Source organism: Streptomyces sp. CA-135486 (assembly GCF_050936555.1).
Lineage (GTDB): Bacteria > Actinomycetota > Actinomycetes > Streptomycetales > Streptomycetaceae > Streptomyces.
Map to the genome: position 1 here is coordinate 1,591,962 of NZ_JBNJMM010000002.1, position 26,765 is coordinate 1,618,726.

Below are 26,765 nucleotides of genomic sequence, written 5' to 3' on the forward strand. Positions count from 1 at the left end.
ACGGGCGCTAACCTCCGCCGGAGAGCAGAAATGTAAACAGGTGTTAAGGGGTGCCGCAGTGGCCAGGAAGCTCGCTGTCATCGGGGCCGGACTCATGGGGTCCGGTATCGCGCAGGTCTCGGCCCAGGCGGGCTGGGACGTGGTGCTGCGCGATGTCACCGACGCGGCCCTGGCCCGTGGCAAGGACGGCATCAAGACCTCGTACGACAAGTTCGTCTCCAAGGGCAGGCTCGAAGCGGCCGACGCCGAGGCGGCGTTGGCGCGCATCACCACCACGACCGACCTGGACGCCGTCGCGGACGCGGACATCGTCGTCGAGGCGGTGTTCGAAAAGCTCGAGGTCAAGCACGAGATCTTCGGGACCCTCGACAAGCTCGTACGGGACGACACGGTCCTCGCCTCCAACACCTCCGCCATCCCGATCACCAAGATCGCGGCGGTGACGGAGCGTCCGGAGCGCGTCGTCGGCGCGCACTTCTTCTCGCCCGTGCCGATGATGCAGCTGTGCGAGCTGGTGCGCGGCTACAAGACCAGCGACGAAACCCTGGCCACCACGCGGGAGTTCGCCGAGTCCGTGGGCAAGACCTGCATCGTCGTCAACCGCGATGTCGCCGGTTTTGTCACCACCCGCCTCATCTCGGCCCTGGTCGTCGAGGCGGCAAAGCTGTACGAATCGGGTGTCGCGTCCGCCGAGGACATCGACATCGCCTGCAAGCTGGGCTTCGGCCACGCCATGGGGCCGCTCGCCACCGCCGACCTGACCGGCGTGGACATCCTGCTGCACGCCACCAGCAACATCTACACCGAGTCCCAGGACGAGAAGTTCGCCCCGCCGGAGCTGATGCGCCGGATGGTGGATGCCGGTGACATCGGCCGCAAGAGCGGGCAGGGCTTCTACGCGTACTGACCTTCATCGACCGATTTGGTGTCACCCGGCAGGGTGAATTCAGTATCGGTTCGCTTACAAGCAGCAACCGCCCTGCCCATGTGGCAGTCAGTTGTTGCAAGGCATTGAGATGTTGCAACGCATCGAGAGCAAACCAGAGCAGCAAGAAGCAACAAGAAGAGTCAGAAGAGACAGACACAGGGCACTGACGCACTCACGGGGAGCGCATATGCACATCAGGGGCGACCACGCCGAGCTGGTCGTCGGGGGCCGCCTCGACGTCCGCAGCGCGGCGGACGCCCGTACGGTTCTGCACTCGGCCGTCGACGACGGAGTCGGCGACCTGGTGCTCGACCTGACCGACCTCGACTCCTGGGACGCCACCGGGCTCGGGGTCATCATGGGCGCACACCGGCGGGCCGGCCGGTGCGGTCGCCGGCTGGTGCTGCGCGGCGTGCCGCCACAGATGCAGAGACTCCTCGTGGCGACCCGGCTGCACCGCATCCTTGCCATCGAAGGCGGCATCGCGGCCGAATCGCTCCCTCGGGTGTGAACCGTACGACGCTCGCAATCCTCACGAGAACGTCACGGCACGGGCGGGGTGGCACCCCACACGTGACGAGATACTGAGCGAAGGTCTAGGGTTCGGACGCCTGCCGAATCCGACGAACCCATGCGGTGGGCACCGGACCGAAGCTACAGCGGGGCGTGCAGAAAGCCGGGAGGGACATACGCACGCGGCTCCGCCACCAGGAATCACACACCTCGGCGGGGACGAAGCTGAGCCAATCGCATCTGGGGGGCTTGACCATGGACAACGACACTTTCGGCGAGGGCGCGGGACAGGCCCGCCCCCAGCGCGACACCGGCAATGCGGACTTCGGGCAGCCCACACCGGCGCTGGCCCGTACCGTCCAGCTCGTCACGGGAGACTTCCTGCTCACGGTCAATCCCGTGGACGGCAGCGAGATAGAGCCCTGCCCGCCGGGAGAGCAGCCCCCGCGGCCGGCCCGGCGCAGCGCCGCCGAGCGTGCTGAGCTGCAGCGCGCCGCGCGGCCGCCCGTGCCGCCGGGTCCGCCCGCGCCGCCGCTGCCACTGCTCGAGCGCGACGAGGAGCGTGAGCGGCTGGTGCGACTGCTGGGCCGCGGGCGTTCCGTACGGCTCACCGGACCCGCGGGCTCCGGGCGCAGCGCCCTGCTCGACACCGTCGCCGAGGACTGCGCGGATCTCGCGCCCGACGGAGTCGTACGCCTCAGCGGCCATCACCGCACCCCCACCGAGCTGCTGTACGAGCTCTTCGCCGTCGTCCACAGCGCTCCCAAGCACCGGCCCGACCGCGCCACGCTGTTCCAGTACGTCCGGGAGATCGGCGCGATCGTCGTCCTCGACGACCTGGAGTTCGGCGGCGCCGCCCTCGGCGAGCTGCTGGACGCCGCGCCCGAGTGCGCCTTCCTGGTCGCCGCCACCCCCGATGTGCCCGCACCCGCCGCCGACTCGCACCTCGAAGAGGTCTTCCTCGCCGGACTGGGCCGCAGTGCCTCGCTGGACCTGCTGCAGCGTGCCGTGGAACGGCCGCTCACCGAGGACGAGGCGAACTGGGCGGGCGACCTCTGGTTCGAGTCCGAGGGACTGCCCCTGCGCTTCATCCAGGCGGGCGCACTGCTGCGGCAGGCCGACAGCCTGCGCTCCGACCCGGACGAGCTCGACGAGTACACACCCTTCGACGGGATCGCGGAGGTCGAAGTACCGCTGCCGACGCTGGGGGAGGGCGCCGCACCGGCGTCACTGCTCGCCTCCCGGCTGAGCGAGGCCGCCCGCGACACCCTGCGCTTCGCCGTCGCGCTCGGCGGCGAGGTCCCGCACCAGGCGCATCTGCCGGCGCTCGTCGGAGACACGCACGCGGACGCCGCGCTCGGCGAGCTGATGGCGTGCGGGCTGCTCTCCCCGGTCGGCAGCCGCTACCGGCTCGCGGCCGGTGTGATCGCCCAGCTGACCGAGAAGGGTTACGCCGAGGACGCCGCCGACCACGCCCACACCGCCGCCCAGCACTACGCCTGGTGGTCCGGGCACCCCTCCGTCACCCCCGAGCGTGCGGTCGCCGAGGCGGACGCCGTACTTGCCACGCTGGCCGCGATGGTGCCGGGGCAGGAGGCGGGACACCCCAACGCGGCCGTACTACTGGCCCGCAGCGCCACGCCCGTCTTCGCTGCCGGACTGCACTGGGGCGCCTGGGAGCGGGCCCTGCGGGTCGGCTCCGAAGCGGCCCGGCTCGCCGGCGAGGTCGCCGAAGAGGCATACTTCCACCATGAGCTGGGCGTCTTCGCGCTCTGCACCGGCAACCTGGACCGGGCCCGTGCCGAGCTGGAGACCTCGATCGGCATGCGCGGCGCGCTCGCCGACAAGCGCGGCACCGTCGCGAGCCGCCGGGCACTGGCGCTTGTCACGGACCGCGAGGGCGGCCTCGTCCCCGCCGGCCGCACCCCCGCGGGCGAGGAGGTGCCGGCCGCGCGCCACGACGAGTCGGCGTCGCCGCCCGGCGGTGTACCGGCGGCCGTGCTGCCGCTGGGCCTGCGTAGGGGAATGGGCACGGGGGCCGCGGGACAGCCGAAGTCCACGGAGGAACCCGCGACGCTGGTGTCGCGGTCGTCGGCGGGCGGTGCGAAGTCCGGCCGCCGCTTCTCCGTCCTCGGCGGAGCCCGCCGCAACCTGGTCGCCGCGGGCGCCGGTGCGCTGCTCGCCGCGGTGCTCGGCACGGTGGTCACGCTCGGGGCGACCTCGGAACACCAGGACCCGCCGGGCAACAAGGTCAGGAACGGTCAGTCCGCGAACGAGGACGACGCCGAGAACGGCCTGGACGCGGATGTGCCGGCCGACGGTTCGACCCGCAGCCCCGGCGACGAACCGAAGAACCCGGCTGCGGTGACGCCGGGGGCGAGCTCGTCCACGGGCAACGCGTCGACGCCGAGCGGGAAGCCGGCGCCGAGTGAGACGCCGGAGGGAATGCCGACGACGTCGGGCAGGCCCACGACGAAGCCGAAGCCGACTCCTTCGGCGTCGAGCAGCAAGCCGACTCCGCCCAGCACGCCTCCGAGCACTCCGCCTACGACGCCGTCCTCCCCTTCGCCGACGACGTCGACGTCGCCGAGCCAGCCCGGCGGGTCGACCTCGGCCAGCGCTCCCATGACCAGCAGCGCCCCCGCGTCCAACGACCCCTCCACAGGCGGCTCACCCGTCATCTGACGGCGCCCAGCACGCAGTACGGCCCCGGGCAGCATCCCGCCCGGGGCCGTACTCATGTCGTAACAGCGCTCAGAAGAGCCGCAGCTTGTCGTCCTCGATGCCCCGCAGAGCGTCGTAGTCCAGCACCACGCACCCGATCCCGCGGTCCGTCGCGAGCACCCGCGCCTGCGGCTTGATCTCCTGCGCCGCGAACAGGCCCTTCACCGGGGCCAGATGCGGGTCGCGGTTCAGCAGTTCCAGATAGCGTGTGAGCTGCTCGACGCCGTCGATCTCGCCGCGCCGCTTGATCTCCACGGCCACCGTCGCGCCGTCCGAGTCCCGGCACAGAATGTCCACCGGGCCGATGGCCGTGGGGTATTCGCGGCGGATGAGGCTGTAGCCCTCGCCCAGTGTCTCGATCCGGTCGGCGAGCAGCTCCTGCAGGTGCGCTTCCACACCGTCCTTGATCAGACCGGGGTCCACACCGAGTTCGTGCGAGGAGTCATGGAGGATTTCCTCCATCGTGATGATCAGTTTCTCGCCCGCTTTGTTGATGACCGTCCAGACGCTGTCGCCACCCTCTTTGAGGGTGCAGGGCGGGGACATCCAGTTCAGTGGTTTGTACGCCCTGTCGTCCGCGTGGATGGAGACGCTGCCGTCTGCCTTGACCAGGATCAGACGGGGAGCGGAGGGCAGATGGGCGGTGAGCCGGCCCGCGTAGTCGACGGAGCAGCGGGCGATGACAAGGCGCATGGTCCGCAACGCTACTCGACGCACGCCGCCGCGCGCGATTCGCCCCGGAAGCCCTGTTCATTATTGGCCGGTTGTGCTCCCAATCTCCTGGTGCGCTCCGGACAGCGCACTTACCGTGGAAGCGAGAGGTTGTCGGTCGTGCACTCTGCGTCGTCGTACGTGTTTTGTATGTCGCCGTTGTCCCTCATCCTCCTTCCCTGCCCGTAAGGCCCCGCAATCCGGGGCCGCGAGAGGAGAACCCATGTCGCTCGACGTCTCACCGGCGCTGTTAGAACAGGCCGAGCGAGGCGAGGTCGACGAAGCTGCCTTCGTCGACTGCGTCCGGACCTCCCTGCCCTTCGCATGGGAGATGATCAGTTCTCTGGTGGCTCAGCTGAAGGTGGACGGCGGCGACTTTGCCGACAACCAGACGCCCCCGCCGGACGAGCAGGCACGTGGTCAGCTGCTGCGCGCGCTCGCAAGTGACGCGATACGCGGGGCGCTCCAGCGGCACTTCGGGGTGCGTCTGGCATTCCAGAACTGCCACCGCGTCGCGGTGTTCCCGCTGGACTCCTCGGTCGACAAGCGGCTCGCCCGCTTCACTTCCGTGCGGGCCCAGTTGCTCAATCAGTCGCCCGAACTGCGCGACTGCTGACGTCTTTCGCTGTCGCTCCGCATCGCGGGAGGTGCTACTGATGTCGGAGCGGCAGCACCTCCCGTACGGCTGCGAAAACCCGGACTCAGCTCAGCAGCGGCAGCACCTCTGCGCCAAGACGCCGTACGTTCTCCTCGGTGGCGGCGAGGTCGCCCGAGCCCTCGGCGAGCAGGGCGAAGCGTGTGATGCCGGTTCGTTCCGCGGTGGCCGCGATCCGGTCGGCGGCGAGCCGGGGCGGGCCCACCGGATGCACCCCGCAGAGCAGTTCGGTGTACGCCACGGGGTCCCGCATCGGGCGATGCCGGCCGTCGACCGTGACATGCGCTTCCAGTCCCTGCTTGAGCCAGCCCGGCATCGCTTTCAGGAGAGTCTCCGTGGCATCGACCCTGCGGTCCGCGATCTGGACCACGCCGGCCGACACATGCCCGGCGTGCTCGATCTCGTCGTGCGTACGCCCCGCGGCTCGCGCATACGTCCGCCACAGGGCGACCATCTCCGCCTTTTCCTCGTCGCCGCAGTGCATCCCGAGCAGCATCGGCAGCCCGCGTGCGGCGGCGAGCCGCGCGCTCTCCTTGGACGTGCAGGCGACGATCACCTCGGGACCCTGGTCGGGGCGGCCGATCGGCTCGGGACCCGGCTCGGGGCCGCCGATCAGCTCGTCCGGCCTTGGTACGACCGGGACTTCACGGAAAGTGAATCGTTCCCCCCGGGCTGCGACGCGGGGTTCGCGCAGCCAGCGCAGCAGCAGGTCCAGGGACTCCGGAAAGTCCTTTTCGTACGCGGCCAGACCGGTGCCGAAGACCTCGAGGTCGACCCAGGGCCCGCCCCGCCCCACCCCGACGGAGAACCTTCCTCCGCTTGTGAGATGCAGCAGGGCCGCCTGCTCGCCGAGCGCCACAGGATGGGCGTTCGGCAGGACGCTCACTGCGGTGCCGACCCGGATCCGCCGGGTGCGGCCGAGCAGCAGGGCGGCGAGTGTCACGGCCGACGGGCACACGCCGTACGGCACGAAGTGGTGCTCGGCGAGCCAGACCGAATCGAGCCCGGATTCCTCCGCGACCTCGGCGGACCGCACCGCCCGGTGCAGCGCCTCCCCCTGCCCCTGGCCCGGGAATTGGGCCGCCAGCACAAAAGTTCCCACGCGCATCGCCTTCTGCCTCCTTGCGGCCGACGCGTCACTCCCCTACTGGCAACAACGTCTGACACGTGCCAAAGGCACGGCCATTCGTGAAGTTGTTGCGATTTTCCGGTAACCGCCCCTTGTGTGTGCCGCGGTCTCACGCCGTGCTGTACGTGTACCCCTGACTGCGGCCCGTAGGCTGGACGGGAACTGTTCTGACTTGCCCCGTGAGGTGTCACGTGTCCCCGCGCCGCAACCGCCCCCGAGGCGGCGAGAAGCCGACCGAGCAAGCCGCCGAGCCGGGCGACAGGTATGGCGGCTTCGGCCGGACCGAGTCCTGGCAGGGGGAGGAGTGGTCGGTCCGCCATGTCGCAGGGGCAAGTGCGGCGGGCAAGCGGTACCGGTGCCCCGGATGCGACCAGGAGATCCCGTCCGGGGTGCCGCATGTGGTCGCCTGGCCTGAGCACGGCGGCGGGGTCGAGGAACGGCGGCACTGGCACAAGGCGTGCTGGAACGCGAAGGACCGCCGCACCACTCGGGTGCAGCGGTCCCGTAACGCGCCGAAGTACTGAAGCCCTTACGGTTCTTGCGCGTCTGTGCTCATGCGTTCCGTGCTCATGCGTCTGTGCTCATGCCGTCCGGACGAATGCCCGCGTGCTCACACGTCGCGCGCGTTGAGTGCGGCGAAGGCGCCGGCCATCGCGGCCGCCGTCACGCCCATGACGATCCACAGCGGGTCCCAGCCGGCCGGTCCGGAGTCGGCGACGGAGGTGTCGTAGAAGACGCCGAGCTGGTTGGGGATCGAGTACTCGAAGAGGGCCTGGCGCAGATCCGCCAGCGACTCCGAGAACATGAACATGGCCAGCACGAGCGGCAGCAGCACCACGCCGATCATGACGGTGATGGCGCCTGCCGAGTGGCGGATCAGCGTGCCGACGGCGAGCGAGAACAGACCGAGGAATGCGACGTAGAGGCCGACGCCGACCGTCGAGCGGAACCACTCCTCGCCGGTGGCGGAGCCCTGGTCGATGATCGAGAGCTGCAGCGCGCCCACGAGCGCGGCGATCACCGTGGTGATGGTGAAGACGAGCAGGAAGAAGACGATCGACTTGGCGATGAGCACCCGGGTCCGGCTCGGGCAGGCGGTCAGTGTCGTCCTGATCATCCCCGTGCCGTACTCGGACGCGATGGTCAGCACGCCCAGCGTGATCACGCAGATGATGCCGAGCAGTACGCCGAAGAAGCCGAGGGAGAGGATCGGCTGACCCTCCAGTTCGGTGCCCGACGAGGCGACGGCCACCGCGGAGAGGATGCCGATGCCGACCATCAGCACGATCATCACTCCGAGCGTCCACATCGTGGAGCGTACGGAACGGATCTTGGTCCACTCGGAGGCGAGGGCGTCGCCGAGGTGCGCGCTGCGCACCGGGATCGGCGACGAGTACGCGCCGGCGGGCGCGCTCTGCTGCTGGTAGGGGGTGGTCATCGGGCGTCCTCGGGCTTGGTCAGGTCGGCGGGTGCGGCGGCCGGGGGCATGGCGGGCGGGGCGGCGGGAGCGCCGTACGGACCGGCCGGAGCCGCCGGAGCGCCCCCGTACGGGCCGGCGGGAGCTCCCGGAGCGCCCGCGTACGGGTTCGGGCCCTGGCCGGGCTGGGGCGGCGGCGGGGCGTACCAGCCCTGCTGCGGCACCTCGGGGATCTGCTGCTGCGGTGGGACGTAACCCATCGGCGGCTGCTGCATCAGACCCGACTTCTGGTCGGCCGTCGAGCGGTAGTCCACGGCGCCCTGCGTCATCCGCATGTACGCCTCCTCCAGTGAGGCCTGGTGCGGCGAGAGCTCCCACAGCCGGACGTCCGCGGCATGCGCGAGATCGCTGATCTGCGGCAGCGGCAGCCCGGTCACGCGCAGCGCCCCGTCCGGCTCCGGCATGACCTGCCCGCCGGCCTCCGTGAGCGCGGCGGACAGCTTCTCGCGCTGTTGCGGCTCGGTCCCCGGCGTACGCACCCGGGCGAAGTCCGCGGAGTTGTGCGAGATGAAGTCCTTGACGCTCATGTCCGAGAGCAGCTGGCCGCGCCCGATCACGATCAAGTGGTCGGCGGTGAGGGCCATTTCGCTCATCAGGTGCGAGGAGACGAAGACCGTGCGGCCCTCGGCTGCCAGCCGCTTCATCAGATTGCGGACCCAGAGGATGCCCTCCGGGTCCAGGCCGTTGACCGGCTCGTCGAAGAGCAGCACCTGCGGGTCGCCGAGCAGCGCGGCCGCGATGCCGAGGCGCTGGCCCATGCCGAGCGAGAAGCCCTTGGAACGCTTCTTGGCGACCTCCTGGAGCCCGACGACGCCCAGCACCTCGTCGACCCGGCGGGCCGGGATGCCGGAGAGCTGCGCCAGCGAGAGCAGGTGGTTGCGGGCGCTGCGGCCGCCGTGCACGGCCTTGGCATCGAGGAGGGCGCCGACCTGGCGGGGCGCGTTCGGCAGCTGCCGGAAGGGGCGGCCGCCGACCGTGACATGGCCCTCGGTCGGCTGGTCGAGCCCGAGGATCATGCGCATTGTCGTCGACTTGCCGGCGCCGTTGGGGCCGAGGAAGCCGGTGACGGCGCCGGGCCGCACCTGGAAGGAAAGGTTGTACACGGCCGTCTTCGCGCCATAGCGCTTAGTCAGGCCGACTGCCTCGATCATGCTCCAGCCCCATCGACTGTTGGGTCGTCGGGGCCCACGCCATCCGGCCGTACGCCCCCGTAAGAGTTAGGAGGATATCCGGGCCTTGACGGTTCCGGCCAAGCCGTAACGCTACGGTCTCGGTGGGAGGGAGTCACCCGGCCATTGTCCGCCAGAAGTCGGCCCCTGTCCGATCACGATCAAGTGGTCGGCGGTGAGCGTCATTTCGCACATCAGGTGCGAGAAGATGAACATCGTGCGTCCTTCTGACGCAAAGTCTTCACCGGAATGCGGATCCCGTGAATTCCCTCCGGATCCAGGCCATTGACCGGCTCGTCGAACATCAAGATCTCCGGATCGATCTCCGTATCACCCGGCGGCGCGGACGGGCGCGTGCCCTTCGCCACCGGGTGCGAACCTGCTTCGCCGGGCGCGGACGCACGAATGCCCGGCGCCGCAAGGACGCCGGGCATTCTCAGACGTACCGCTCAGGCCCTAGCGGGACTGCTGGGCCGGGACGCCGCGGGAGATCGGCTCGTCGTCGGCGGGGGTGCCCGCCGCGGCCACGGCCGCACCGGTCAGCGTGGCCAGCATCTCGCGGACGTTGGTCAGCTGCGCGTTGATCGAGTCGCGGCGGTTGGTGAGCGCCGCCAGCTCGCGCTCCGATTCGCTGCGGATCCGGTCGGCCTTGGCGTTCGCGTCGGCCACGATGTCCTCGGCCTGGCGCTGCGCGGTCTCCACCGTCTGACGGGCCCGGCGCTCCGCGTCCGTACGCAGCTTCTCGGCCTCCAGGCGCAGCTGCTCGGCGCGGTGCTCGATCTCGGCCAGGCGCTTCTCGGCCTTCGCCTGACGCGAAGCCAGGTCGCGCTCGGACTGCTCGCGGCGCTTGGCGAGGTTCGTCTCGAAGTCCGCGGCGGCCTGGGCGGCCTTGGCGCGGGTCTCCTCGAAGAGCGCGTCCGCCTCCTCGCGCTTGGACTGCGCGTCCTTCTGCGCCTCGGAACGCAGCGTAGAGGCCTCGCCCTTCGCCTTCTCGACGATACGGACGCCCTCGTCCTCGGCCTTGGCCTTGCGCTCGGCGGCGAACGACTCGGCGTCGTTGCGCACCTGCTGGGCCGCGGACTCGGCGAGGTCACGGTGCTGCTCGGCCGCGCGACGGGCCTCCTCGCGCAGGTCCTTCGCCTCCTCCTCGGCGAGGCGGAGGATCTTCTCGACACGCGCACCGAGACCGGCGTACGACGGCTCCGCGTCGCTGACCTGGGCCTGGGCGTTCTGCGTCTCGAGGTGGAGCTCCTCGATGCGCTTTTCCAGAGAGGTGATTCGGGCCAGAGCACTGTCACGGTCGGCGACGAGCTTGGTAATGCGGTCGTCCACCTGACCGCGGTCGTAACCACGCCGCACGAGCTCGAAGCCGAAGGGGGAGGAAGTGTCGCTCATGGGGTTCCTGTCGAATGAGACCGGTGAGGTGATAGGGGGAATCCTAGGGGTCGAAGCGGTGTGTCATCGAGCGGATGCCCGTTTGATCTGGAGAATGTCCAGCCTTTTGAGTGGCTAGGTGTCGGACGACTTGCCACTCGAACGTGTAACCCCGGCTGTCACACCCGCTTTCACACCGCCGCCCTCCTTGCTACCCCCCGACGGCGCTTCGAAAGATTCCAACGCTTCAAGAACGTCCTGGACACGGGAAATCTCCGCCTGAATGTCCTCGCGTCTGCGCACCAGCACCTCGAGCTCCCGCTTGCCCTCGCCGACCAGGCGGTCCGCCTCGGCCTGGGCGTCCGCCCGGATCCGCTCCGCCTCGCGGATCAGCTCGGCCTTCTTCTGCCCGGCCTCCTTGAGCAGCCCCTCCGCCTTCTTGACCGCGGCGATACGGACCTTGCTCGCCTCCGAATTCGCGTCGGAGACCAGCTCCTTGGCCTTCGCCTCGGCCTCGGCCTGCTGTTCGGTGGCTGCCTTCACCAGCTGGTCGACGCGCTCGCCGGCCGACTTCATCTGTTCGGCGGTCTCCCGGCGGGCCCGCTCGTGCAGTTCCTCGATCTCGGCCTCGACGCGGGCACGCAGCTCCTCGCCCCGCTCCCGGATGGCGGTGGCGTCCCGGCGCGCTCCGACCAGCAGCTCGTCCGCGTCCGTGCGGGCCTTCTCCACCAGGGAGTTGCCCTCGACAGTCGCCTCGCCGACCAGCCGGTCGGCCTCCGTGCGGGCCGCGCCGACCATCGTGTCGGCCTGCTGCTCGGCCTCGGTGGCAGCGCGCAGCGCCTCCTCCTGGGCCTTGTTGACGAGCTGGTCGGCCTGTTCGGCGGCGTCCGCGCGGCGCTTGGCCGCGGCCTCGCGCGCCTCGTCGACCGTACGCTCCGCCTCCTGCCGGGCCTCCGCGCGCATCCGCTCGGCCGCGGCCTCGGCGTCCGCCTTGATCTTCTGCGCCTCGGACTTGATGCGCTCGGCGGCCTGCTGGGCCGAGCCCACCGTCTCGGCGGCCTCGGCGCGCAGCCGCTCTGCCTCGCCGGACGCCTCGGAGATCAGCTGGTCGGCCTGGGTGGCCGCGTCGCCGCGGCGCTTGTCGGCGGCCTGGCGGGCCTCGTCGAGGATCTGCTCGCCCTCGGCCCGGATGCCGGCGTGCAGCCGCTCGGCCTCGGCCTCGGCGTCCGCCTTGACCTGCTCGGTCTCGGCGCGCAGCCGCGCAGCGGCCGCCTCGGCGCCGGACAGTGCCTCCGCCGCCTCGGTGCGCAGCCGCTCGCTCTCGCTCGACGCCTCGCCGATGAGCAGGTCGGCCTGTTCGGCGGCGTCGGAGCGGATGCGGTTGGCGTCCTCGCGGGCCTCGGCGCGGGCGCGCGAGGCGTCCTGCTCGGCCGATGCCAGGGCGTCCGACGCCTCCATACGCATGCGCTGGACGTACTCGGCGGTGTCGGCGCGCAGCCGGTCCGACTCGGTGATGGCCTCGCCGACGGTCCGCTCGGCGAGCGCGTTGGCCGCGTCCGTCTCCTCCTGGGCCCTTGCCCGCAGGCGGCTGGCGTCCTCGGCGGCCCGCTCCCGCTCGGCGTACGCATCGGCGCGGACCCGGTCCGCCTCCTCCTGCGCCTCGGTCCTGGTGCGGTCGGCCGCGTGCTCGGCGGCGGAGCGCAGTCCGGCGATCTCCTGCTCGGCCTGCTCGTGGAGGCCGTTGACGGAGTCCCGTACCTGCTGGGCGGTCTGCTCGGCGGCGCCGATCATCTCGGTGGCCCGGCGGTCGGCCTCTTCGACGAGGCGCTGCGCCTCGGCCTGGGCCTCCTCCACCCGCTTGCGGGCGGAGGCGAGCAGCTCCTCGCTCTGCTCGCGGGCGAGATCGCGCTCCTGATTCGCTTCCGTGCGCGCGGAGTCGAGGATCTCCTCGGCCTCCCGGCGGCGGCGGTTCGCCTCCTCCTGGGCGGCGGCCAGCGCCTCGGCGGCCTCGACGCCGATCCGGTCGGCGGCGGCCGCAGCCTCGGCGCGCAGCCGGTCGGCGCTCTCCTGCGCCTCGGTCTTGAGCCGCTCGGCCTCGTTGGCGGCGTCGCTGCGCACCCGCACCGCGACGTTCTCCGCCTCGGCCCTGGAACTGGACGCGTCGGCCGCGGCCTCCGTGCGCAGTCGCTCGGCCTCCTGCTCGGCCTGCGCCTGGAGCGTACGGATCCGCTCGGCCGCCTCCGTGCGCAGCCGCTCGGTCTCCTCGGCCGCCTCGCGGCGAAGCCGCTCGGCCTCGCCCCGGGAGTCGGCCAGGTTCTGCTCGGCGGCGGCGAGCCGGGACTCGGCCTCGGTGTGCAGCCGCGTCAGCTCGTCGGCGGCCTCGGCCTGGCGGGCGGCGATGCTCCGCTCGGCCTCCTCGCGCAGTTCGGCAGCGGTCGCCTCCGCCGCGGACCGTACGCCCTCGGCCTGCTCCTCGGCCTCGGTGCGCAGCCGCTCGGCCTCGCCGCGGGTGCGCTCCAGGGTCTCCTCTGCCTGCCTGCGCAGGGTGGTGGCGCGCTCGATCGCTTCCGTACGGACCCGCTCGCTGTCGCTGCTCGCGGTGGCGCGCAGCTCGTCGGCGTCCGCCCGTGCCTTGGTCAGCAGCTCCTCGGCGGTGCTCGCCGCCTCCTCGATCTGCTGAACGGCCTCGCGTCGCGCCTCGCCGCGGATCCGCTCGCCCTCGGCGACGGCCTCGGCGCGCAGCTGCTCGGCCTCGCCGCGCAGCCGGCGTGCCTCCTCCTGCAGCTCGACGGTCTTGGCGCGGTACTCCTTGGTGTCGTCCTTGGCCGCGCCCTTGAGCTGATCGGCCTGTTCGGCGGCCTCGCCGCGCAGCCGGTCCGCCTCGGCCTCGGCCTCGCGGCGGATCCGCTCGGCCTCCTCGCTCGCCGAGCGGATGGTGGCCCGGGCGTCGTCGGAGGCCTTGTTCAGCACGTCCTCGGCGGTACGGGCGGCCTTGGCGAGCTGCGCCGCGGAATCCTCGGCCGCGACCGTACGGGCCTTTTCGGAGGCGGCCGCCAGAAGCTTCTCGGCCTCGGCCTTGGCGTCCGCGAGTGCCTGCTCGGCCTCGCGCTTGAGCGCCTCGGACTCCTTGGTGGCCTCGCCGACCAGCCGGGCGATCTCCGCCTTGGCGGTACGGGTGCGCTGCTCGTTGACCGACTCGGCGGACGTCAGCTGCTTGGCCGCCGACTCCTTGGCCTCGGTCAGCAGCTTCTCGGACTCCGCGCGGGCCTCGCGCAGCTTCTCCTCCGCCTCCTGGATCCGCTGCTCGGCGGCGCGGCTCAGTTCGGCGGCCTGCTGGCGGGCCTGGTCGGACTCGGCGCTGGTGGACGAGCGCAGCTGCTCGGCGTGGGAGGTGGCTTCCTGCGCCTGGTTGGAGGCGGCGTTCAGCAGCCGTTCGGCGTCCTTGCGGGCGCGCAGCAGGATCGCCTCGGCCTCGGCACGGGCGGACTCGGCCTCGGAGCCGAGCCGCTGACGTGCCTCCTCGGCGACCCGGGTGGCCTCGGCGCGGGCCGCGGCCAGCGACTGCTCGGCCTCCGCGCGGGACTCGTCGAGGAGCCGGCGGGCCTGCGCCTCGGTGCGGGCGCGCAGCTGCTCTGCCCAGGCGACGTTCTCGTTGACGTGCGCCTCGACGGTCTGCCGGCGCTCGGCCAGCTCCTGGTCGAGGCGCTGGCGGCGCTGGTTCGCCTCGGAGTGCAGTTCGGCCTGGAGACGGGCCTGGTGCTCGGCGTGCTCCTGGAGGATGCGCTGGGTCTGGGCGCGGGCGTCGCGCAGTTCGCGCTCGGCGTCGGAGCGCAGCTGGTCGGCCTGGATCTGGGCGTTACGCAGCAGCTGCTCGGCCTGGTAGCCGATGTCGGCACTGTCGTAGGCAGGACGGGAGGCCAGAGTGCGCCTCGCCTCATGGAGCTTGGCGCGCAACACCTCGACCTGGTAGCCGAGGTCCTCGGCGTGCTGGACGGCCTTCTCCCGCTCGGTCTTCAGCCGGTCCATCTCGGCTTCGAACCGCGAGAGGTGGTCGTCGTCAGCTCGGTGGCTCTCCTGGCGTTCGTAGCCCCGCACTGCGCGGTCCCATCCGTCCCCTGGTCGCAACTGACTCCTGACGAGCACCGTTCGCCGGCGAACGGCCCCCCGGGGAATGGTGACAGATCAGCGGAGGGAACGCGTCGCGGCCCCGACCCGGCCCCGGCCCGGAATCGCCCACTCTACCGGGCCGGGAATCCGGAGGTCAGTGGTCCGTTGCAGAGGTGACGAGTTCGGTGAGAACGCCGTGGCAGTCCTTGGGGTGGAGAAAAGTGATACGGGAGCCCATGGAGCCGATACGTGGCTGGTCGTAGAGGACTCGCACACCCTTCTCGCGGATGGACTGTGCGTCACCGTCCACGTCGGCGGTGCCGAAGGCGATGTGGTGCACGCCCTCACCGTTCTTGGCCAGCCACTTTCCCACCGCGGAGTCCTCCCGGGTGGGTTCCAGGAGCTGGAGGTAGGAGGCGCCGCCGTCGGACGTCTCATTGATCTTGAGCATGGCTTCGCGTACGCCCTGCTCCTCGTTGACCTCGGTGTGGAACACCTCGAAGCCGTATGTGGCCCGGTAGAACTCAACAGTCTTGTCGAGGTCGAAACAGGCGATCCCGATGTGGTCGATTCGCGTCAGCATTCCCCCAGTGCAGCGCCCCGGACGGTGGTTACGCAACGTGCGCGCGATCACACTGGCTGCCCGGTGACCTGGGACCGTACCGCTCAGTACATTGAGGTAAACCCTCGTTCACTCCTCAGCTCCGTGCTGGAAGGGGATCGTGCCTCATGTCAGGAACGACCGGTAACACCTCAGTGATCGTCGCGGGCGCCCGTACGCCCATGGGACGCCTGCTCGGCTCGCTCAAGTCCTTCTCCGGCGCCGATCTTGGCGGCTTCGCCATCAAGGCCGCGCTGGACCGGGCGGGCATCGGCGGCGATCAGGTGCAGTACGTGATCATGGGCCAGGTGCTGCAGGCCGGGGCAGGGCAGATCCCGGCACGCCAGGCCGCGGTCAAGGCGGGCATCCCGATGAGTGTGCCCGCGCTCACGGTCAACAAGGTCTGTCTCTCCGGGCTCGACGCCATCGCGCTGGCCGACCAGCTGATCCGCGCGGGTGAGTTCGACGTGGTCGTCGCCGGCGGTCAGGAGTCGATGACCAACGCGCCGCATCTGCTGCCGAAGTCCCGCGACGGCTTCAAGTACGGCGCCGTCGAGATGCTCGACGCCATGGCGTACGACGGTCTGACCGACTCCTTCGAGGGCGTCGCCATGGGCGAGTCGACGGAGAAGCACAACACCCGGCTCGGCATCGCGCGCGCCGCGCAGGACGAGATCGCGGCGCGCTCCCACCAGCGGGCCGCGGCCGCGCAGAAGAACGGCATCTTCGAGGCGGAGATCACGCCGGTCGAGATCCCGCAGCGCAAGGGCGAGCCGGTCGTCTTCGCCAAGGACGAGGGCATCCGTGCCGAGACCACGGCGGAATCGCTGAGCAAGCTGCGCCCCGCGTTCGCCAAGGACGGCACGATCACCGCCGGTACGTCCTCGCAGATCTCCGACGGTGCGGCGGCGGTCGTGGTGATGAGCAAGGCCAAGGCCGAGGAGCTGGGCCTGGAGTGGATCGCGGAGATCGGCGCCCACGGGAACGTGGCCGGCCCCGACAACTCCCTCCAGTCGCAGCCGTCCAACGCCATCCGGCACGCGCTGGGCAAGGAGGGCATCGGCGTCGAGGACCTCGACCTCATCGAGATCAACGAGGCCTTCGCGGCGGTTGCCGTGCAGTCAATGAAGGATCTGGGGGTATCCCCGGAAAAGGTGAACGTCAACGGCGGCGCGATCGCACTCGGCCACCCCATCGGCATGTCCGGCGCGCGGGTGGTCCTTCACCTGGCGCTCGAGCTGAAGCGCCGGGGCGGCGGAGTGGGTGCGGCCGCGCTGTGCGGTGGCGGCGGCCAGGGCGACGCCCTGATCGTCCGCGTCCCGGGCAACGGCAAGTAAGGAGCGCTCGCATGGTGGACGTCCCCCAGCTGGTTGCCCAGGCGAGAGAGGGCCGGCCGCGTGCGGTGGCCCGGCTGATCTCACTCGTCGAGGGGGCGTCACCGCAGCTGCGCGAGGTGATGGCGGCGCTGGCTCCGCTGGCGGGCGGGGCGTACGTGGTGGGCCTGACGGGTTCGCCCGGCGTCGGCAAGTCCACGTCCACGTCGGCGCTGGTGTCCGCGTACCGCAAGGCGGGTAAGCGGGTCGGCGTCCTGGCCGTCGACCCGTCCTCGCCCTTCTCGGGCGGGGCGCTGCTCGGCGACCGGGTCCGGATGTCGGATCACGCGTCCGACCCGGGCGTCTACATCCGCTCGATGGCCACCCGCGGGCATCTGGGCGGTCTCGCCTGGGCGGCTCCGCAGGCGATCCGGGTGCTGGACGCGGCGGGCTGCGACGTGATCCTCGTGGAGACGGTCGGCGTCGGCCAGTCGGAGGTCGAGATCGCCTCCCAGGCCGATACGTCGGTGGTTCTCCTCGCCCCCGGGATGGGCGACGGGATCCAGGCGGCGAAGGCGGGCATCCTCGAGATCGGCGATGTGTACGTCGTGAACAAGGCGGACCGGGACGGGGCGGATGCGACGGCCCGCGAGCTGAACCACATGCTGGGCCTGGGCGAGGCTCGTGGCCCCGGGGACTGGCGTCCGCCGATCGTGAAGACGGTGGCGGCGCGGGGCGAGGGCATCGACGAGGTGGTCGAGGCGCTCGAGAAGCACCGCGCGTGGATGGAGGAACACGGCGTGCTGGCGGACCGCCGCGCCCGCCGCGCGGCGGGCGAGGTGGAGGCGATCGCGGTGACGGCCCTGCGGGAACGGATCGGCGACCTGCACGGGGACCGCCGGCTGGGCGCGCTGGCGGAGCGGATCGTGGCGGGGGAGCTGGACCCGTACCGGGCGGCGGACGAGCTGGTGGCAGGCCTGACGGAGGCCTGACGCGGGGGTCTCCTCCGGCGGCCGGCCCCCGGCCCCCGGAGGTGTCCGGGAAGCCCGGGGCGGCACCGGTGCGACGCGCGTAGCGCCGCACCCTCACGGTGCGGCCCGGCGGGCTACGGCTTGCCCCGGTGCCCCCGCAGGTGGTCCGCCACCGGTGACAGTGACTCCCGCAGGTCCGCCAGCGCCTCCGGCGTCAGCAGGTCGATGAAGTGCTTGCGTACGGACGCGACATGATGCGGCGCGACCTTCTGCATCGTCTCCATGCCCTGCTCGGTCAGGACCGCGTACAGCCCGCGCCGGTCCGACTCGCAGTTCTCCCTGCGGACAAGACCCGCGTTCTCCATCCGGGTGATCTGGTGGGAGAGGCGGCTCTTGGACTGCAGCGTGGCCGCGGCCAGGTCGCTCATCCGCATACGCCGGTCCGGCGACTCCGAGAGGTTGACCAGGATCTCGTAGTCGTTGTTGGTCAGGCCGAACGGCTGGAGGTCCTTCTCGAGCTGGTGCATCAGCAGCCTGCTGACGTCCAGGTGAGTGCGCCAGGCGCACTGCTCGTCATCGGTCAGCCAGCGGGTGGCCGTCTCGGTCTCCATATATGGATTCTACCTAAGAAGTTGAAAGACGGACGAAGTCGGGAAGTGTGACGCCCGGCCCCCGGCGCGCAAGAGTCGCCGCGCGCAGAAGGGTGCAGACGTTCGACGTCACACTCCGCAGACTACCGCTCACAGGCCGAAGCGACGCTGGAGGTCCCCCAGCTGACCGGGAAGCCGAGGGGTGGACCCATGTTGACCTGGGACTCCGGCTCCGGCGTGGCCCCCGGGGACCCCCGCCTGCGCGGGCACCGCACCGGTCGCGGTCTCGGCCATCAGCGCCTCCGTCGACTGCAGCAGCACCGTTCCCGCGCCCACGAACTCGAACTGGTGCTCCTCGCCCGAGGCCCCGCCGATCCCCGTCATCGCCCGCAGACCGCCCATCACGCCCGTCATATAGCCGTGGTCGTAGTGGTGGCAGGGGGACGGACAGTCCGCCCACCCCACCAGCGCCTGCGGATCCACCCGGATCGGCGGCTCCATGAAGACCACCGGACCATTGGACGCGGCCACGAACTTCCCCGTGCCGATCAGCGTCAGAAAGCCCGGCACGATCGACTGCTTCAGCGCCAGCGTCGGCTGGTACGCCAGCAGATTCCCGGACCGGATCGTCAGGTTCCCGTTGTCCAGGTCGTACGAGTTGACGTCGAAGGCGCGGTCGGCGAGCAGCATCTTGCCGCTGCCCTCCGCCACCACCCAGTCGCTCGCGTGCAGCGGCGAGTGGAAGGAGGTCCGCAGCAGCCGGTCCAGCCGGCCGTGGCCGATGCCGTTGAAGTCGATGCGCCCGTAGTAGGCGATCATCTTCCCCTTCTGCAGGAACCACTGACTGCCCTTGAGCTCCACGCAGAAGGTGTACGCGTTGACGCTGTCGTCGCTCGGCAGCGTCATGGGGTCGAAGACCACAGGACCGGTCACAGCTTCTCCTCCGAGGCCTGTACGTACACCGCGCCGCTGCCGGTCAGCTCCAGCTGGAACGCCTCGCCGGAGCCGCGCCCCACCATGTCGCGCCAACCCAGCGCCGTGGAGAGCTTGTTGCGTACGTCGCCGTGGTGCGCGACATACGCCTGCGGGTCCACATGGACCGCCCGACCCGGCGTGATCGGCAGCTCGATCACCCCGCCGTGCGCCATGACCGCCACCGCGCCATGCCCTTTGAGGGTCGTCGTGAAGAGCCCCTGACCGGTCACCTGGCCGCGCACCATGCCCATGACCCCGCCCTGCGAGCCCATGAACATCGTGCCCTGCTGGAGTGTCCCGTCGAAGGCGAGCAGCCGGTCCGCCTCGACGAACAGGGTGTCGCCGGTGAGCTGGATGACCTGGATGTGGTGCCCGCCGTGGCCGAACATCACGGTGCCGTTTCCTTCGACCGTCATCAGCGGGGTCGCCTCGTTGGCCACCCGCCGGCCGATCATCGACATCAGGCCGCCCTGGCCGCCCTGGATGTTCGGCGTGAAGCTGACATCGCCGCGGTACGCGAGCATCGCGCCGCGCTGGCTGAACATCTTCTGGCCGGGGACCACCGTCGCCTCGACCATCTTCGAGTTGATCTCACGGAACGGCATCAGACATCGCCCCCGATGGTGTTCCGCTCGCTCGGCTGCACGTACACCAGGCCGTCGCCCTCGAAACGTATCTGGAAGGCCTCGCCGCCGCCCTCGCCCAGGAAGGTCCGGAAGGTCACCCCGGACTGGAAGTCCTGCCGCAGATTGCCCTGGTGCGCGATGTACGCACCGGGGTCGACGGAGAGTGGGTACTGCGGCGTGACGCGCAGCACCACCGCCGGGCCGTCCGACATGATCGCCGCCTGGCCGGTGCCCTCGACGGTCGTGGTGAACAGGCCGTTGCCCGTCGCCCCGCCGCGCAGTCCGGTGAAAGTCGTCCCGGTGCGCAGCCCGGCGTCGGTGGCGAGCAGATTGCTCGCCTCGACGTAGAGCTTGTCCCCGTGCAGATTCACCAGGTTGATCTCGGACGCGCGGTCGGCGAAGTAGCAGGTGCCCTGCCCCTTCACCTCCATCACGGTCATCTGCTCGCCGGTGAGTCGGCGGGTGACCATCCCGCGGATGCCCTCACCGCCGCCGGACATCTTTTTGAACGCCATCTGGCCGTCGTAGGCGACCATCGATCCGTTCTTCGCTTTGACGGCGTCGCCGGTCATGTCGACGGCGAGCACCTTGCTGCCTTGGAGTCGGAACGTTGCCACGGGGTGACGTTAACCGTCGGTGCGCTGCGCGAACAGATCCCCCGGGAGGATACGAACCCCGACTTGTCCCCGATGCCGTGGTTTACGCCGGGACACCCCGGGCCCCGGCTCGGCGCGGACGGCTGTCACAATGGGCGGGCGCTTGTGAGCGCGTTCACAAGATCACTGCCGCCTCACCCCACCGAAGGTGCCCCCGTGGACATCAAGACCGCCTCGTCCCTCCACCGCCTCCGCCTGGTCTCCGCGCCGGAGGCCGTCTCCTTCCTCCTGCTGCTCGTCTGCTCGGTGCTCAAGCGCACAACGGAGTTCAACGCGGTCCCGGTCATGGGCGCGGTCCACGGCGTGCTCTTCATCCTGTACGTGCTCTTCTGGCTGGACGCCTGGAACCGCACCAAGTGGGACAAGAAGACCGCGGCCCTCTACTTCGTGCTCTCCGTCCTCCCCTTCGGCGGCTTCGTCGCCGAGCGCAGGCTCGGGCGCGCCGCCGAGGACGAGGTCATCGCCTCCCGCGCCCGCCGCGAAGGCAAGGTCGACGCATGATCGTCGCCTTCTCCGTCACTCCGCTGGGCGTCGGCGAGGACGTCGGCGAGTATGTCGCCGACGCCGTCCGCGTCGTCCGCGAGTCCGGTCTGCCCAACCGTACGGACGCGATGTTCACGTCGGTCGAGGGTGACTGGGACGAGGTGATGGACGTTGTCAAACGCGCCGTCGCCGCGGTCGAGGCCCGTGCCCCGCGCGTCTCCGTCGTCCTCAAGGCCGACATCCGGCCGGGCGTCACCGACGGTCTCACGTCCAAGGTCGAGACCGTGGAACGGCATCTGACCGCCTGAACCCCCTCGGCCATGACGATCCAGGGCGTCGGCATGGCGCCGGCCGGGCTGGCGGCCGAGTTCTTCCCCGTGAGCACGGTCGTCGCGGCCGCCGGAAGCCTCGGCGCACTCGGCTGCCTGCTGCTGGTCGCCGAGGCCAAAAAGACCGAAGGGCGAGACAGGGCTGACCGCGATATGACCAGTGGGTAGGGTCGGTGCCGTGCCGAAGCCGCTCAGCCTCCCCTTCGATCCCATCGCCCGCGCCGACGAGCTCTGGCAGCGGCGATGGGGCCCCGTGCCCTCCATGGCCGCGATCACCTCGATCATGCGCGCACAGCAGATCCTGCTCGCCGAGGTCGACGCCGTCGTCAAGCCGTACGGACTCACCTTTGCGCGCTACGAGGCACTGGTGCTGCTCACCTTCTCCAGAGCCGGTGAGCTGCCGATGTCCAAGATCGGCGAGCGGCTGATGGTCCACCCCACCTCGGTGACCAACACCGTGGACCGCCTGGTGCGGTCCGGCCTGGTGGACAAGCGGCCCAATCCCAACGACGGCCGCGGCACCCTCGCCTCCATCACCGACAAGGGCCGCGAGGTCGTCGAGGCGGCCACCCGCGACCTCATGGAGATGGAGTTCGGGCTCGGCGCGTACGACGCCGAGGAGTGCGCCGAGATCTTCGCGATCCTGCGCCCGCTGCGGATCTCCGCCAACGACTTCGACGAGAAGTAGGCGAGAAACAGGCGGGGAGCAGGCGGGAAGCTGCGAGAGGCAGGCCACACGACCCGCACGAAGATCGCCCTTTGCGCCCGGTTACGCTCGTATCCATGAAGCAAAGCGTGCTGTCCCGCTACCGGGTGATGGCGTACGTCACCGCCGTCTGGCTGCTGGTGTTCACTGCGGCGATCATCCTGAAGTACGGGTTCGAGACCGGCGACACCATGTTGATCTCGCAGATCCACGGTGTGCTGTTCATCGTCTACGTGATCTTCGCCTTCGATCTCGGCTCCAAGGCGAAGTGGCCGCTCGGCAAGCTGCTCTGGGTGCTCGCCGCGGGCTGCATTCCCGTGGCCTCTTTCTTCGTCGAGCCGAAGATCACCCGCGAGGTCCGTCCGCTGGTCACGGGCGCCCCCGCCACCGCGGAAGCGTAAACCCCAACCGGCGCGCGCAAGGCTCGCGCCGGTCAGCCATCGACATTTACTAGGGCGTCCTAGTAAATTCATAGGTATGGACGCAGACGCCATCGAGGAAGGCCGCCGACGCTGGCAGGCCCGTTACGACAAGGCCCGCAAGCGGGACGCGGACTTCACCACGCTCTCCGGGGACCCGGTGGAGCCGGTCTACGGGCCCCGGCCCGGGGACACCTACGAGGGCTTCGAGCGGATCGGCTGGCCGGGGGAGTACCCCTTCACCCGTGGCCTGCACCCGACCGGCTACCGCGGCCGCACCTGGACCATCCGCCAGTTCGCCGGCTTCGGCAACGCCGAGCAGACCAACGAGCGGTACAAGATGATCCTCGCGGCCGGTGGCGGTGGTCTGAGCGTCGCCTTCGACATGCCGACCCTGATGGGCCGCGACTCCGACGACCCGCGCTCCCTCGGCGAGGTCGGTCACTGCGGTGTGGCCATCGACTCCGCCGCGGACATGGAGGTCCTGTTCAAGGACATCCCGCTCGGCGATGTCACGACCTCGATGACGATCAGCGGGCCCGCCGTGCCGGTCTTCTGCATGTATCTTGTCGCCGCCGAGCGCCAGGGCATCGACCCTGGCGTGCTCAACGGCACGCTGCAGACGGACATCTTCAAGGAGTACATCGCGCAGAAGGAGTGGCTCTTCCAGCCGGAGCCGCATCTGCGTCTGATCGGCGACCTGATGGAGCACTGCGCGCAGGGCATCCCCGCGTACAAGCCGCTGTCGGTCTCCGGCTACCACATCCGCGAGGCGGGCGCGACGGCCGCGCAGGAGCTCGCGTACACGCTCGCTGACGGCTTCGGCTATGTCGAGCTGGGCCTGAGCCGCGGCCTGGACGTGGACACCTTCGCGCCCGGCCTCTCCTTCTTCTTCGACGCGCACCTCGACTTCTTCGAGGAGATCGCCAAGTTCCGTGCGGCACGCCGGATCTGGGCGCGCTGGATGAAGGAGGTGTACGGCGCGCAGACCGACAAGGCGCAGTGGCTGCGCTTCCACACCCAGACCGCAGGCGTCTCGCTCACCGCGCAGCAGCCGTACAACAACGTCGTACGCACCGCGGTGGAGGCGCTCTCCGCGGTGCTCGGCGGCACCAACTCCCTGCACACCAACGCCCTGGACGAGACCCTCGCCCTCCCCAGCGAGCAGGCCGCGGAGATCGCCCTGCGCACCCAGCAGGTGCTGATGGAGGAGACCGGCGTCGCCAACGTCGCCGACCCGCTGGGCGGTTCGTGGTACGTCGAGCAGCTCACCGACCGCATCGAGGCCGACGCCGAGAAGATCTTCGACCAGATCAAGGAGCGCGGCCGCCGGGCGCACCCGGACGGTCAGCACCCCATCGGCCCGATCACCTCCGGCATTCTGCGCGGTATCGAGGACGGCTGGTTCACCGGCGAGATCGCCGAGTCGGCCTTCCGCTACCAGCAGTCCGTGGAGAAGGGCGACAAGCGGGTCGTCGGCGTCAATGTCCACCACGGGTCGGTCACCGGCGATCTGGAGATCCTGCGGGTCAGCCACGAGGTGGAGTGGGAGCAGGTCAGGGCGCTCGGCGAGCGCAAGGACAAGCGGGACGACGCACGCGTGCGCTCCTCGCTGGACGCGATGCTGGCCGCGGCACGGGACGGCTCGAACATGATCGAGCCGATGCTGGAGGCGGTGCGGGCCGAGGCCACGCTGGGCGAGATCTGCGATGCGCTCCGGGACGAGTGGGGCACGTACACCGAGCCGCCCGGCTTCTGACGGACTGTCCGGCGGCGGGGCGCTGTTCCGCCCCGCCGCCGGCGGCCGGTCCGCGCGCCCCGCCTCAGGCGTCAGTTCTCCAGTGAGGCAAGGCCCGACACCAGCAGCGTCGTAAAGCTGCGCGCCCACTCCTGGTCCACCGGCTCCGCGCTGACCAGCGCCCGGTGCACCACGGCTCCCGCGATCACGTCGAAGATCAGATCCGCATTGCGCGCCGCCGCCTGCGCGTCCTCCTCGTACGGAAGCTCGCCGCGGGCCTGCGCGCGGGCGCGGCCCTCCAGTACGAGCCGCTTCTGGCGGTCCACGATCGCCGAGCGGATACGGCTGCGCAGCGCGTCGTCCCGCGTCGACTCCGCGACCACGGCCATCAGCGCCGTCTTGGCCTCGGGCCGGGCGAGCAGCGCCGCGAACTGCAGCACGACCCCTTCCACATCGGCCATCAGGCTTCCGAGGTCGGGGAGTTCGAGCTCGTCGAAGAGGACGGCGACAGCGTCGACGACGAGCTCGTTCTTGTTCGCCCAGCGCCGGTAGAGGGTCGTCTTGGCGACCCCCGCGCGGGTTGCCACGTCCCCCATCGTCAGCTTCGACCAGCCCAGTTCCACGAGCGCGGCGCGCGTCGCCTCCAGGATCGCGGCGTCGGCCTCGATGCTGCGAGGGCGTCCCGTACGACCCGTACGCAGGGATTTGGGGCGGGTGTGGCTGCACATGCGGCCGACCATACCGGCCGGTAGGCGATTCGCTGTGAGCCAGTTCACCGGAGGAATCTCACACGCGTGCGGGCTCATGCAGTTACGCTACGACTCGTAGCGAAAAGCTGGGCGAAAGCCGGGCACTCGCAGCGACAACCACAGGCGCCGGGTGGGGACCCGGTGCCGAACATTCTTGCCAGTGCGGCGGGCTTTTGGCTGCACTTTTCACATGCGCGCGCGGAAGGGGGAGGATGTACGCATGCAGCCTAGGAACATGTCCATGAGCGGCGTCGTCGACCTCGCCGCGGTGAAGGCGGCCGGTGAGGCCAAGGCCAAGGCGGAGCAGGCGCGTGCCGAGTCCGCCCGGCAGGGCGGCGGCGGTGCCGTGTCCCCTGCCAGCCTCGTGATCGACGTCGATGAAGCCGCCTTCGAGCGCGATGTCCTCCAGCGCTCCACCGAGGTCCCGGTCGTCATCGACTTCTGGGCCGAGTGGTGCGAGCCGTGCAAGCAGCTCAGCCCGCTCCTGGAGCGGCTGGCCACGGAGTACAACGGACGCTTCGTGCTGGCCAAGATCGACGTCGACGCCAACCAGATGCTGATGCAGCAGTTCGGGGTCCAGGGCATCCCGGCCGTGTTCGCGGTGGTGGCGGGCCAGGCGCTGCCGCTCTTCCAGGGCGCGGCCCCGGAGGCGCAGATCCGCCAGACGCTGGACCAGCTGATTCAGGTCTCCGAGGAGCGCTTCGGTCTGACCGGTGTCACGGTCGACTCGGACGCGACGGCCCAGCCCGCCCCCGCCGCGGTGCCGGCGGGTCCGTACGACGCCCTCCTGGAGGCGGCCGTACAGGCGCTGGACGCGGGCGACTTCGGCGGCGCCGTCCAGGCGTACAAGAACGTGCTCTCCGACGACCCGGGCAACAGCGAGGCAAAGCTGGGCCTCGCCCAGGCCGAACTGCTGGCCAGGGTGCAGGACATGGATCCGCAGAAGGTGCGCCAGGAGGCCGCTGAGAACCCGGCCGACGTGGCGAAGCAGATCGCCGCGGCCGACCTCGACCTGGTCGGCGGTCATGTGGAGGACGCTTTCGGCCGGCTCGTCGAGACGGTGCGCCGCACCGGGGGCGAGGACCGGGACGCCGCGCGGGTGCGGCTGCTGGAGCTATTCGAGGTCGTCGGTCCGGACGATCCGAGAGTGACGGCGGCGCGCTCGGCGCTGGCACGAGTGCTCTTCTGATCGGATGTTTGAAATGCTTGTGCGGAATGCACGGTTCCGCCTGGTGTGACGGATTTGCGGCGGCGGTGTCTACAAGATGCCGCCGCCGTTTTGGCGACACAGTGACAAAACGCGACCCTGCTTTACCAAAACTTGGCAATCGCACGCGCTGTTACTCGCAGTAAATCAACCTGTATGTTCTGTCCGCTTATTGGCGGTAATTTCCTCCCCCTGCTCACCCCCCTGCTCCACCCTGCGTGGCCACCCGACATCACCCGGTCGTTGCGTGGTTATCGGGCCGTTACTAGTGGGTAACGAAGCCTCTTGTGCCGCGGCCGGGAATGGACCACGATCGGCCACGCTCGGTCCAATACCGCACCAGCCCGGCCCCCAGCCGTGCCGCGGGGTGTTGGGTCCCCACCGAGTCGACCGGCGGCAGTGGCGCCGGTCGCGGACAGGGGGGTTCCTGCTCAACGGCGGGGCCTGTCCGGCAGGTTGTGCGTGATGCGTCAGGCGCGACCAGTGGTTGTCGCTCGGGGGTGATCGCCGGTGTTTCGGACGCAGCAAGCGCCTGAAAGTACAGGCGCTCTCCTTCCCGAGGACGTAGCACTTCTCCCATCCCAGGCCGGACCTGAGGGTCCGGACCGGAGATGT

General features: G+C 70.3%; 26 protein-coding genes and 1 pseudogene. 14 read left to right on the forward strand and 13 right to left on the reverse strand.

Annotated features, from left to right (window positions below; translation table 11 throughout):
* The first annotated feature begins 58 nt into the window (after positions 1-58).
* The 3 genes from ACQEVG_RS26705 (at position 59) to ACQEVG_RS26715 (ending at position 4,126) form a co-directional block, all read left to right on the forward strand.
* The gene (locus ACQEVG_RS26705; RefSeq protein WP_432988318.1) at positions 59-907 is read left to right on the forward strand and encodes a 3-hydroxyacyl-CoA dehydrogenase family protein; all 849 of its coding nucleotides are present in this window, start codon (positions 59-61) and stop codon (positions 905-907) included.
* Between the two features lie 208 nt (positions 908-1,115).
* Positions 1,116-1,439 carry an STAS domain-containing protein gene (locus tag ACQEVG_RS26710; RefSeq protein ID WP_041984301.1) on the forward strand — a complete coding sequence of 108 codons (324 nt, stop codon included), beginning with the start codon at positions 1,116-1,118 and terminating at the stop codon, positions 1,437-1,439.
* 257 nt (positions 1,440-1,696) lie between these two features.
* A complete protein-coding gene (locus ACQEVG_RS26715) occupies positions 1,697-4,126 on the forward strand; it encodes an ATP-binding protein (protein ID WP_432988321.1) in 2,430 nt (809 codons plus the stop codon).
* Positions 4,127-4,195: 69 nt separating this feature from the next.
* Here the strand turns inward: ACQEVG_RS26715 and nucS are convergent, their stop codons facing one another.
* Positions 4,196-4,858, reverse strand: coding sequence for an endonuclease NucS (nucS, locus tag ACQEVG_RS26720; protein WP_432988323.1), 663 nt, complete (start codon positions 4,856-4,858; stop codon positions 4,196-4,198).
* 241 nt (positions 4,859-5,099) lie between these two features.
* Between nucS and ACQEVG_RS26725 the strand changes: the two genes are divergently transcribed.
* On the forward strand, positions 5,100-5,492 hold the full coding sequence (locus tag ACQEVG_RS26725) for an SCO5389 family protein (RefSeq protein WP_432988325.1): 393 nt from the start codon (positions 5,100-5,102) through the stop codon (positions 5,490-5,492).
* Between the two features lie 85 nt (positions 5,493-5,577).
* On the opposite strand, the gene ACQEVG_RS26730 is transcribed toward ACQEVG_RS26725, so the two are convergent.
* Entirely contained in the window at positions 5,578-6,639 is a 1,062-nt protein-coding gene (locus tag ACQEVG_RS26730; protein WP_432988327.1) for an LLM class flavin-dependent oxidoreductase, read from the reverse strand.
* 212 nt (positions 6,640-6,851) lie between these two features.
* Here ACQEVG_RS26730 and ACQEVG_RS26735 point away from each other — a divergent pair, with 212 nt between their 5' ends.
* Complete coding sequence (locus tag ACQEVG_RS26735; RefSeq protein ID WP_432988329.1) at positions 6,852-7,184, forward strand: ATP/GTP-binding protein; 333 nt, start codon at positions 6,852-6,854, stop codon at positions 7,182-7,184.
* 86 nt (positions 7,185-7,270) lie between these two features.
* Here ACQEVG_RS26735 and ACQEVG_RS26740 read toward each other — a convergent pair whose 3' ends face one another.
* The 6 genes and pseudogenes from ACQEVG_RS26740 to mce all read right to left on the reverse strand — a co-directional run bounded on the left by ACQEVG_RS26740 (position 7,271) and on the right by mce (position 15,370).
* The gene (locus ACQEVG_RS26740; RefSeq protein ID WP_432988332.1) at positions 7,271-8,098 is read right to left on the reverse strand and encodes an ABC transporter permease; all 828 of its coding nucleotides are present in this window, start codon (positions 8,096-8,098) and stop codon (positions 7,271-7,273) included.
* Complete coding sequence (locus ACQEVG_RS26745; RefSeq protein ID WP_432988334.1) at positions 8,095-9,288, reverse strand: ABC transporter ATP-binding protein; 1,194 nt, start codon at positions 9,286-9,288, stop codon at positions 8,095-8,097. The genes ACQEVG_RS26740 and ACQEVG_RS26745 overlap by 4 nt, the downstream gene beginning before the upstream one ends.
* A 162-nt stretch (positions 9,289-9,450) precedes the next feature.
* Positions 9,451-9,626 (reverse strand): annotated as a pseudogene (locus ACQEVG_RS26750) (ABC transporter ATP-binding protein); the annotation flags it as partial.
* 136 nt (positions 9,627-9,762) lie between these two features.
* Entirely contained in the window at positions 9,763-10,701 is a 939-nt protein-coding gene (locus ACQEVG_RS26755; protein WP_432988336.1) for a cellulose-binding protein, read from the reverse strand.
* 114 nt (positions 10,702-10,815) lie between these two features.
* Positions 10,816-14,775, reverse strand: a complete 3,960-nt coding sequence (gene scy, locus ACQEVG_RS26760; RefSeq protein ID WP_432988338.1) for a polarized growth protein Scy — start codon at positions 14,773-14,775, stop codon at positions 10,816-10,818.
* Between the two features lie 166 nt (positions 14,776-14,941).
* Positions 14,942-15,370 carry a methylmalonyl-CoA epimerase gene (mce, locus tag ACQEVG_RS26765; protein ID WP_432988340.1) on the reverse strand — a complete coding sequence of 143 codons (429 nt, stop codon included), beginning with the start codon at positions 15,368-15,370 and terminating at the stop codon, positions 14,942-14,944.
* Positions 15,371-15,516: 146 nt separating this feature from the next.
* On the opposite strand from mce, the gene ACQEVG_RS26770 reads away from it, so the two are divergent.
* Both ACQEVG_RS26770 and meaB read left to right on the forward strand, forming a co-directional pair.
* The gene (locus tag ACQEVG_RS26770; RefSeq protein WP_432988342.1) at positions 15,517-16,725 is read left to right on the forward strand and encodes an acetyl-CoA C-acetyltransferase; all 1,209 of its coding nucleotides are present in this window, start codon (positions 15,517-15,519) and stop codon (positions 16,723-16,725) included.
* An 11-nt stretch (positions 16,726-16,736) separates the two neighbouring features.
* Positions 16,737-17,693 carry a methylmalonyl Co-A mutase-associated GTPase MeaB gene (meaB, locus tag ACQEVG_RS26775; protein ID WP_432988344.1) on the forward strand — a complete coding sequence of 319 codons (957 nt, stop codon included), beginning with the start codon at positions 16,737-16,739 and terminating at the stop codon, positions 17,691-17,693.
* A gap of 113 nt (positions 17,694-17,806) precedes the next feature.
* Here meaB and ACQEVG_RS26780 read toward each other — a convergent pair whose 3' ends face one another.
* The 4 genes from ACQEVG_RS26780 to ACQEVG_RS26795 form a co-directional block, all read right to left on the reverse strand.
* Positions 17,807-18,283, reverse strand: coding sequence for a MarR family winged helix-turn-helix transcriptional regulator (locus tag ACQEVG_RS26780; protein ID WP_432988346.1), 477 nt, complete (start codon positions 18,281-18,283; stop codon positions 17,807-17,809).
* 129 nt (positions 18,284-18,412) lie between these two features.
* The gene (locus ACQEVG_RS26785; RefSeq protein WP_432988348.1) at positions 18,413-19,195 is read right to left on the reverse strand and encodes an AIM24 family protein; all 783 of its coding nucleotides are present in this window, start codon (positions 19,193-19,195) and stop codon (positions 18,413-18,415) included.
* Positions 19,192-19,842 (reverse strand): AIM24 family protein, encoded by a 651-nt coding sequence (locus tag ACQEVG_RS26790; RefSeq protein ID WP_432988350.1) that lies wholly within the window; start codon positions 19,840-19,842, stop codon positions 19,192-19,194. The genes ACQEVG_RS26785 and ACQEVG_RS26790 overlap by 4 nt, the downstream gene beginning before the upstream one ends.
* The gene (locus tag ACQEVG_RS26795) at positions 19,842-20,480 is read right to left on the reverse strand and encodes an AIM24 family protein (protein WP_432988352.1); all 639 of its coding nucleotides are present in this window, start codon (positions 20,478-20,480) and stop codon (positions 19,842-19,844) included. Before ACQEVG_RS26795 ends, ACQEVG_RS26790 begins: the two co-directional genes overlap by 1 nt.
* Positions 20,481-20,675: 195 nt before the next feature.
* On the opposite strand from ACQEVG_RS26795, the gene ACQEVG_RS26800 reads away from it, so the two are divergent.
* The 6 genes from ACQEVG_RS26800 (at position 20,676) to ACQEVG_RS26825 (ending at position 24,215) form a co-directional block, all read left to right on the forward strand.
* Positions 20,676-21,020 carry a DUF3817 domain-containing protein gene (locus ACQEVG_RS26800; RefSeq protein ID WP_432988354.1) on the forward strand — a complete coding sequence of 115 codons (345 nt, stop codon included), beginning with the start codon at positions 20,676-20,678 and terminating at the stop codon, positions 21,018-21,020.
* Positions 21,017-21,310: an MTH1187 family thiamine-binding protein gene (locus tag ACQEVG_RS26805; protein ID WP_432988356.1), complete on the forward strand. Its 294-nt coding sequence runs from the start codon at positions 21,017-21,019 to the stop codon at positions 21,308-21,310. Before ACQEVG_RS26800 ends, ACQEVG_RS26805 begins: the two co-directional genes overlap by 4 nt.
* A gap of 12 nt (positions 21,311-21,322) precedes the next feature.
* Positions 21,323-21,499, forward strand: coding sequence for a hypothetical protein (locus ACQEVG_RS26810; RefSeq protein ID WP_432988358.1), 177 nt, complete (start codon positions 21,323-21,325; stop codon positions 21,497-21,499).
* A 10-nt stretch (positions 21,500-21,509) separates the two neighbouring features.
* On the forward strand, positions 21,510-22,019 hold the full coding sequence (locus ACQEVG_RS26815) for a MarR family winged helix-turn-helix transcriptional regulator (RefSeq protein ID WP_432988360.1): 510 nt from the start codon (positions 21,510-21,512) through the stop codon (positions 22,017-22,019).
* Between the two features lie 95 nt (positions 22,020-22,114).
* Entirely contained in the window at positions 22,115-22,438 is a 324-nt protein-coding gene (locus ACQEVG_RS26820) for a DUF3817 domain-containing protein (protein ID WP_432988362.1), read from the forward strand.
* 76 nt (positions 22,439-22,514) lie between these two features.
* Positions 22,515-24,215 carry an acyl-CoA mutase large subunit family protein gene (locus ACQEVG_RS26825; protein WP_432988364.1) on the forward strand — a complete coding sequence of 567 codons (1,701 nt, stop codon included), beginning with the start codon at positions 22,515-22,517 and terminating at the stop codon, positions 24,213-24,215.
* A 71-nt stretch (positions 24,216-24,286) separates the two neighbouring features.
* On the opposite strand, the gene ACQEVG_RS26830 is transcribed toward ACQEVG_RS26825, so the two are convergent.
* Complete coding sequence (locus ACQEVG_RS26830) at positions 24,287-24,922, reverse strand: TetR/AcrR family transcriptional regulator (protein ID WP_432988366.1); 636 nt, start codon at positions 24,920-24,922, stop codon at positions 24,287-24,289.
* A 241-nt stretch (positions 24,923-25,163) separates the two neighbouring features.
* On the opposite strand from ACQEVG_RS26830, the gene ACQEVG_RS26835 reads away from it, so the two are divergent.
* The gene (locus ACQEVG_RS26835) at positions 25,164-26,132 is read left to right on the forward strand and encodes a tetratricopeptide repeat protein (protein ID WP_432988368.1); all 969 of its coding nucleotides are present in this window, start codon (positions 25,164-25,166) and stop codon (positions 26,130-26,132) included.
* The last annotated feature ends 633 nt before the right edge of the window (positions 26,133-26,765 follow it).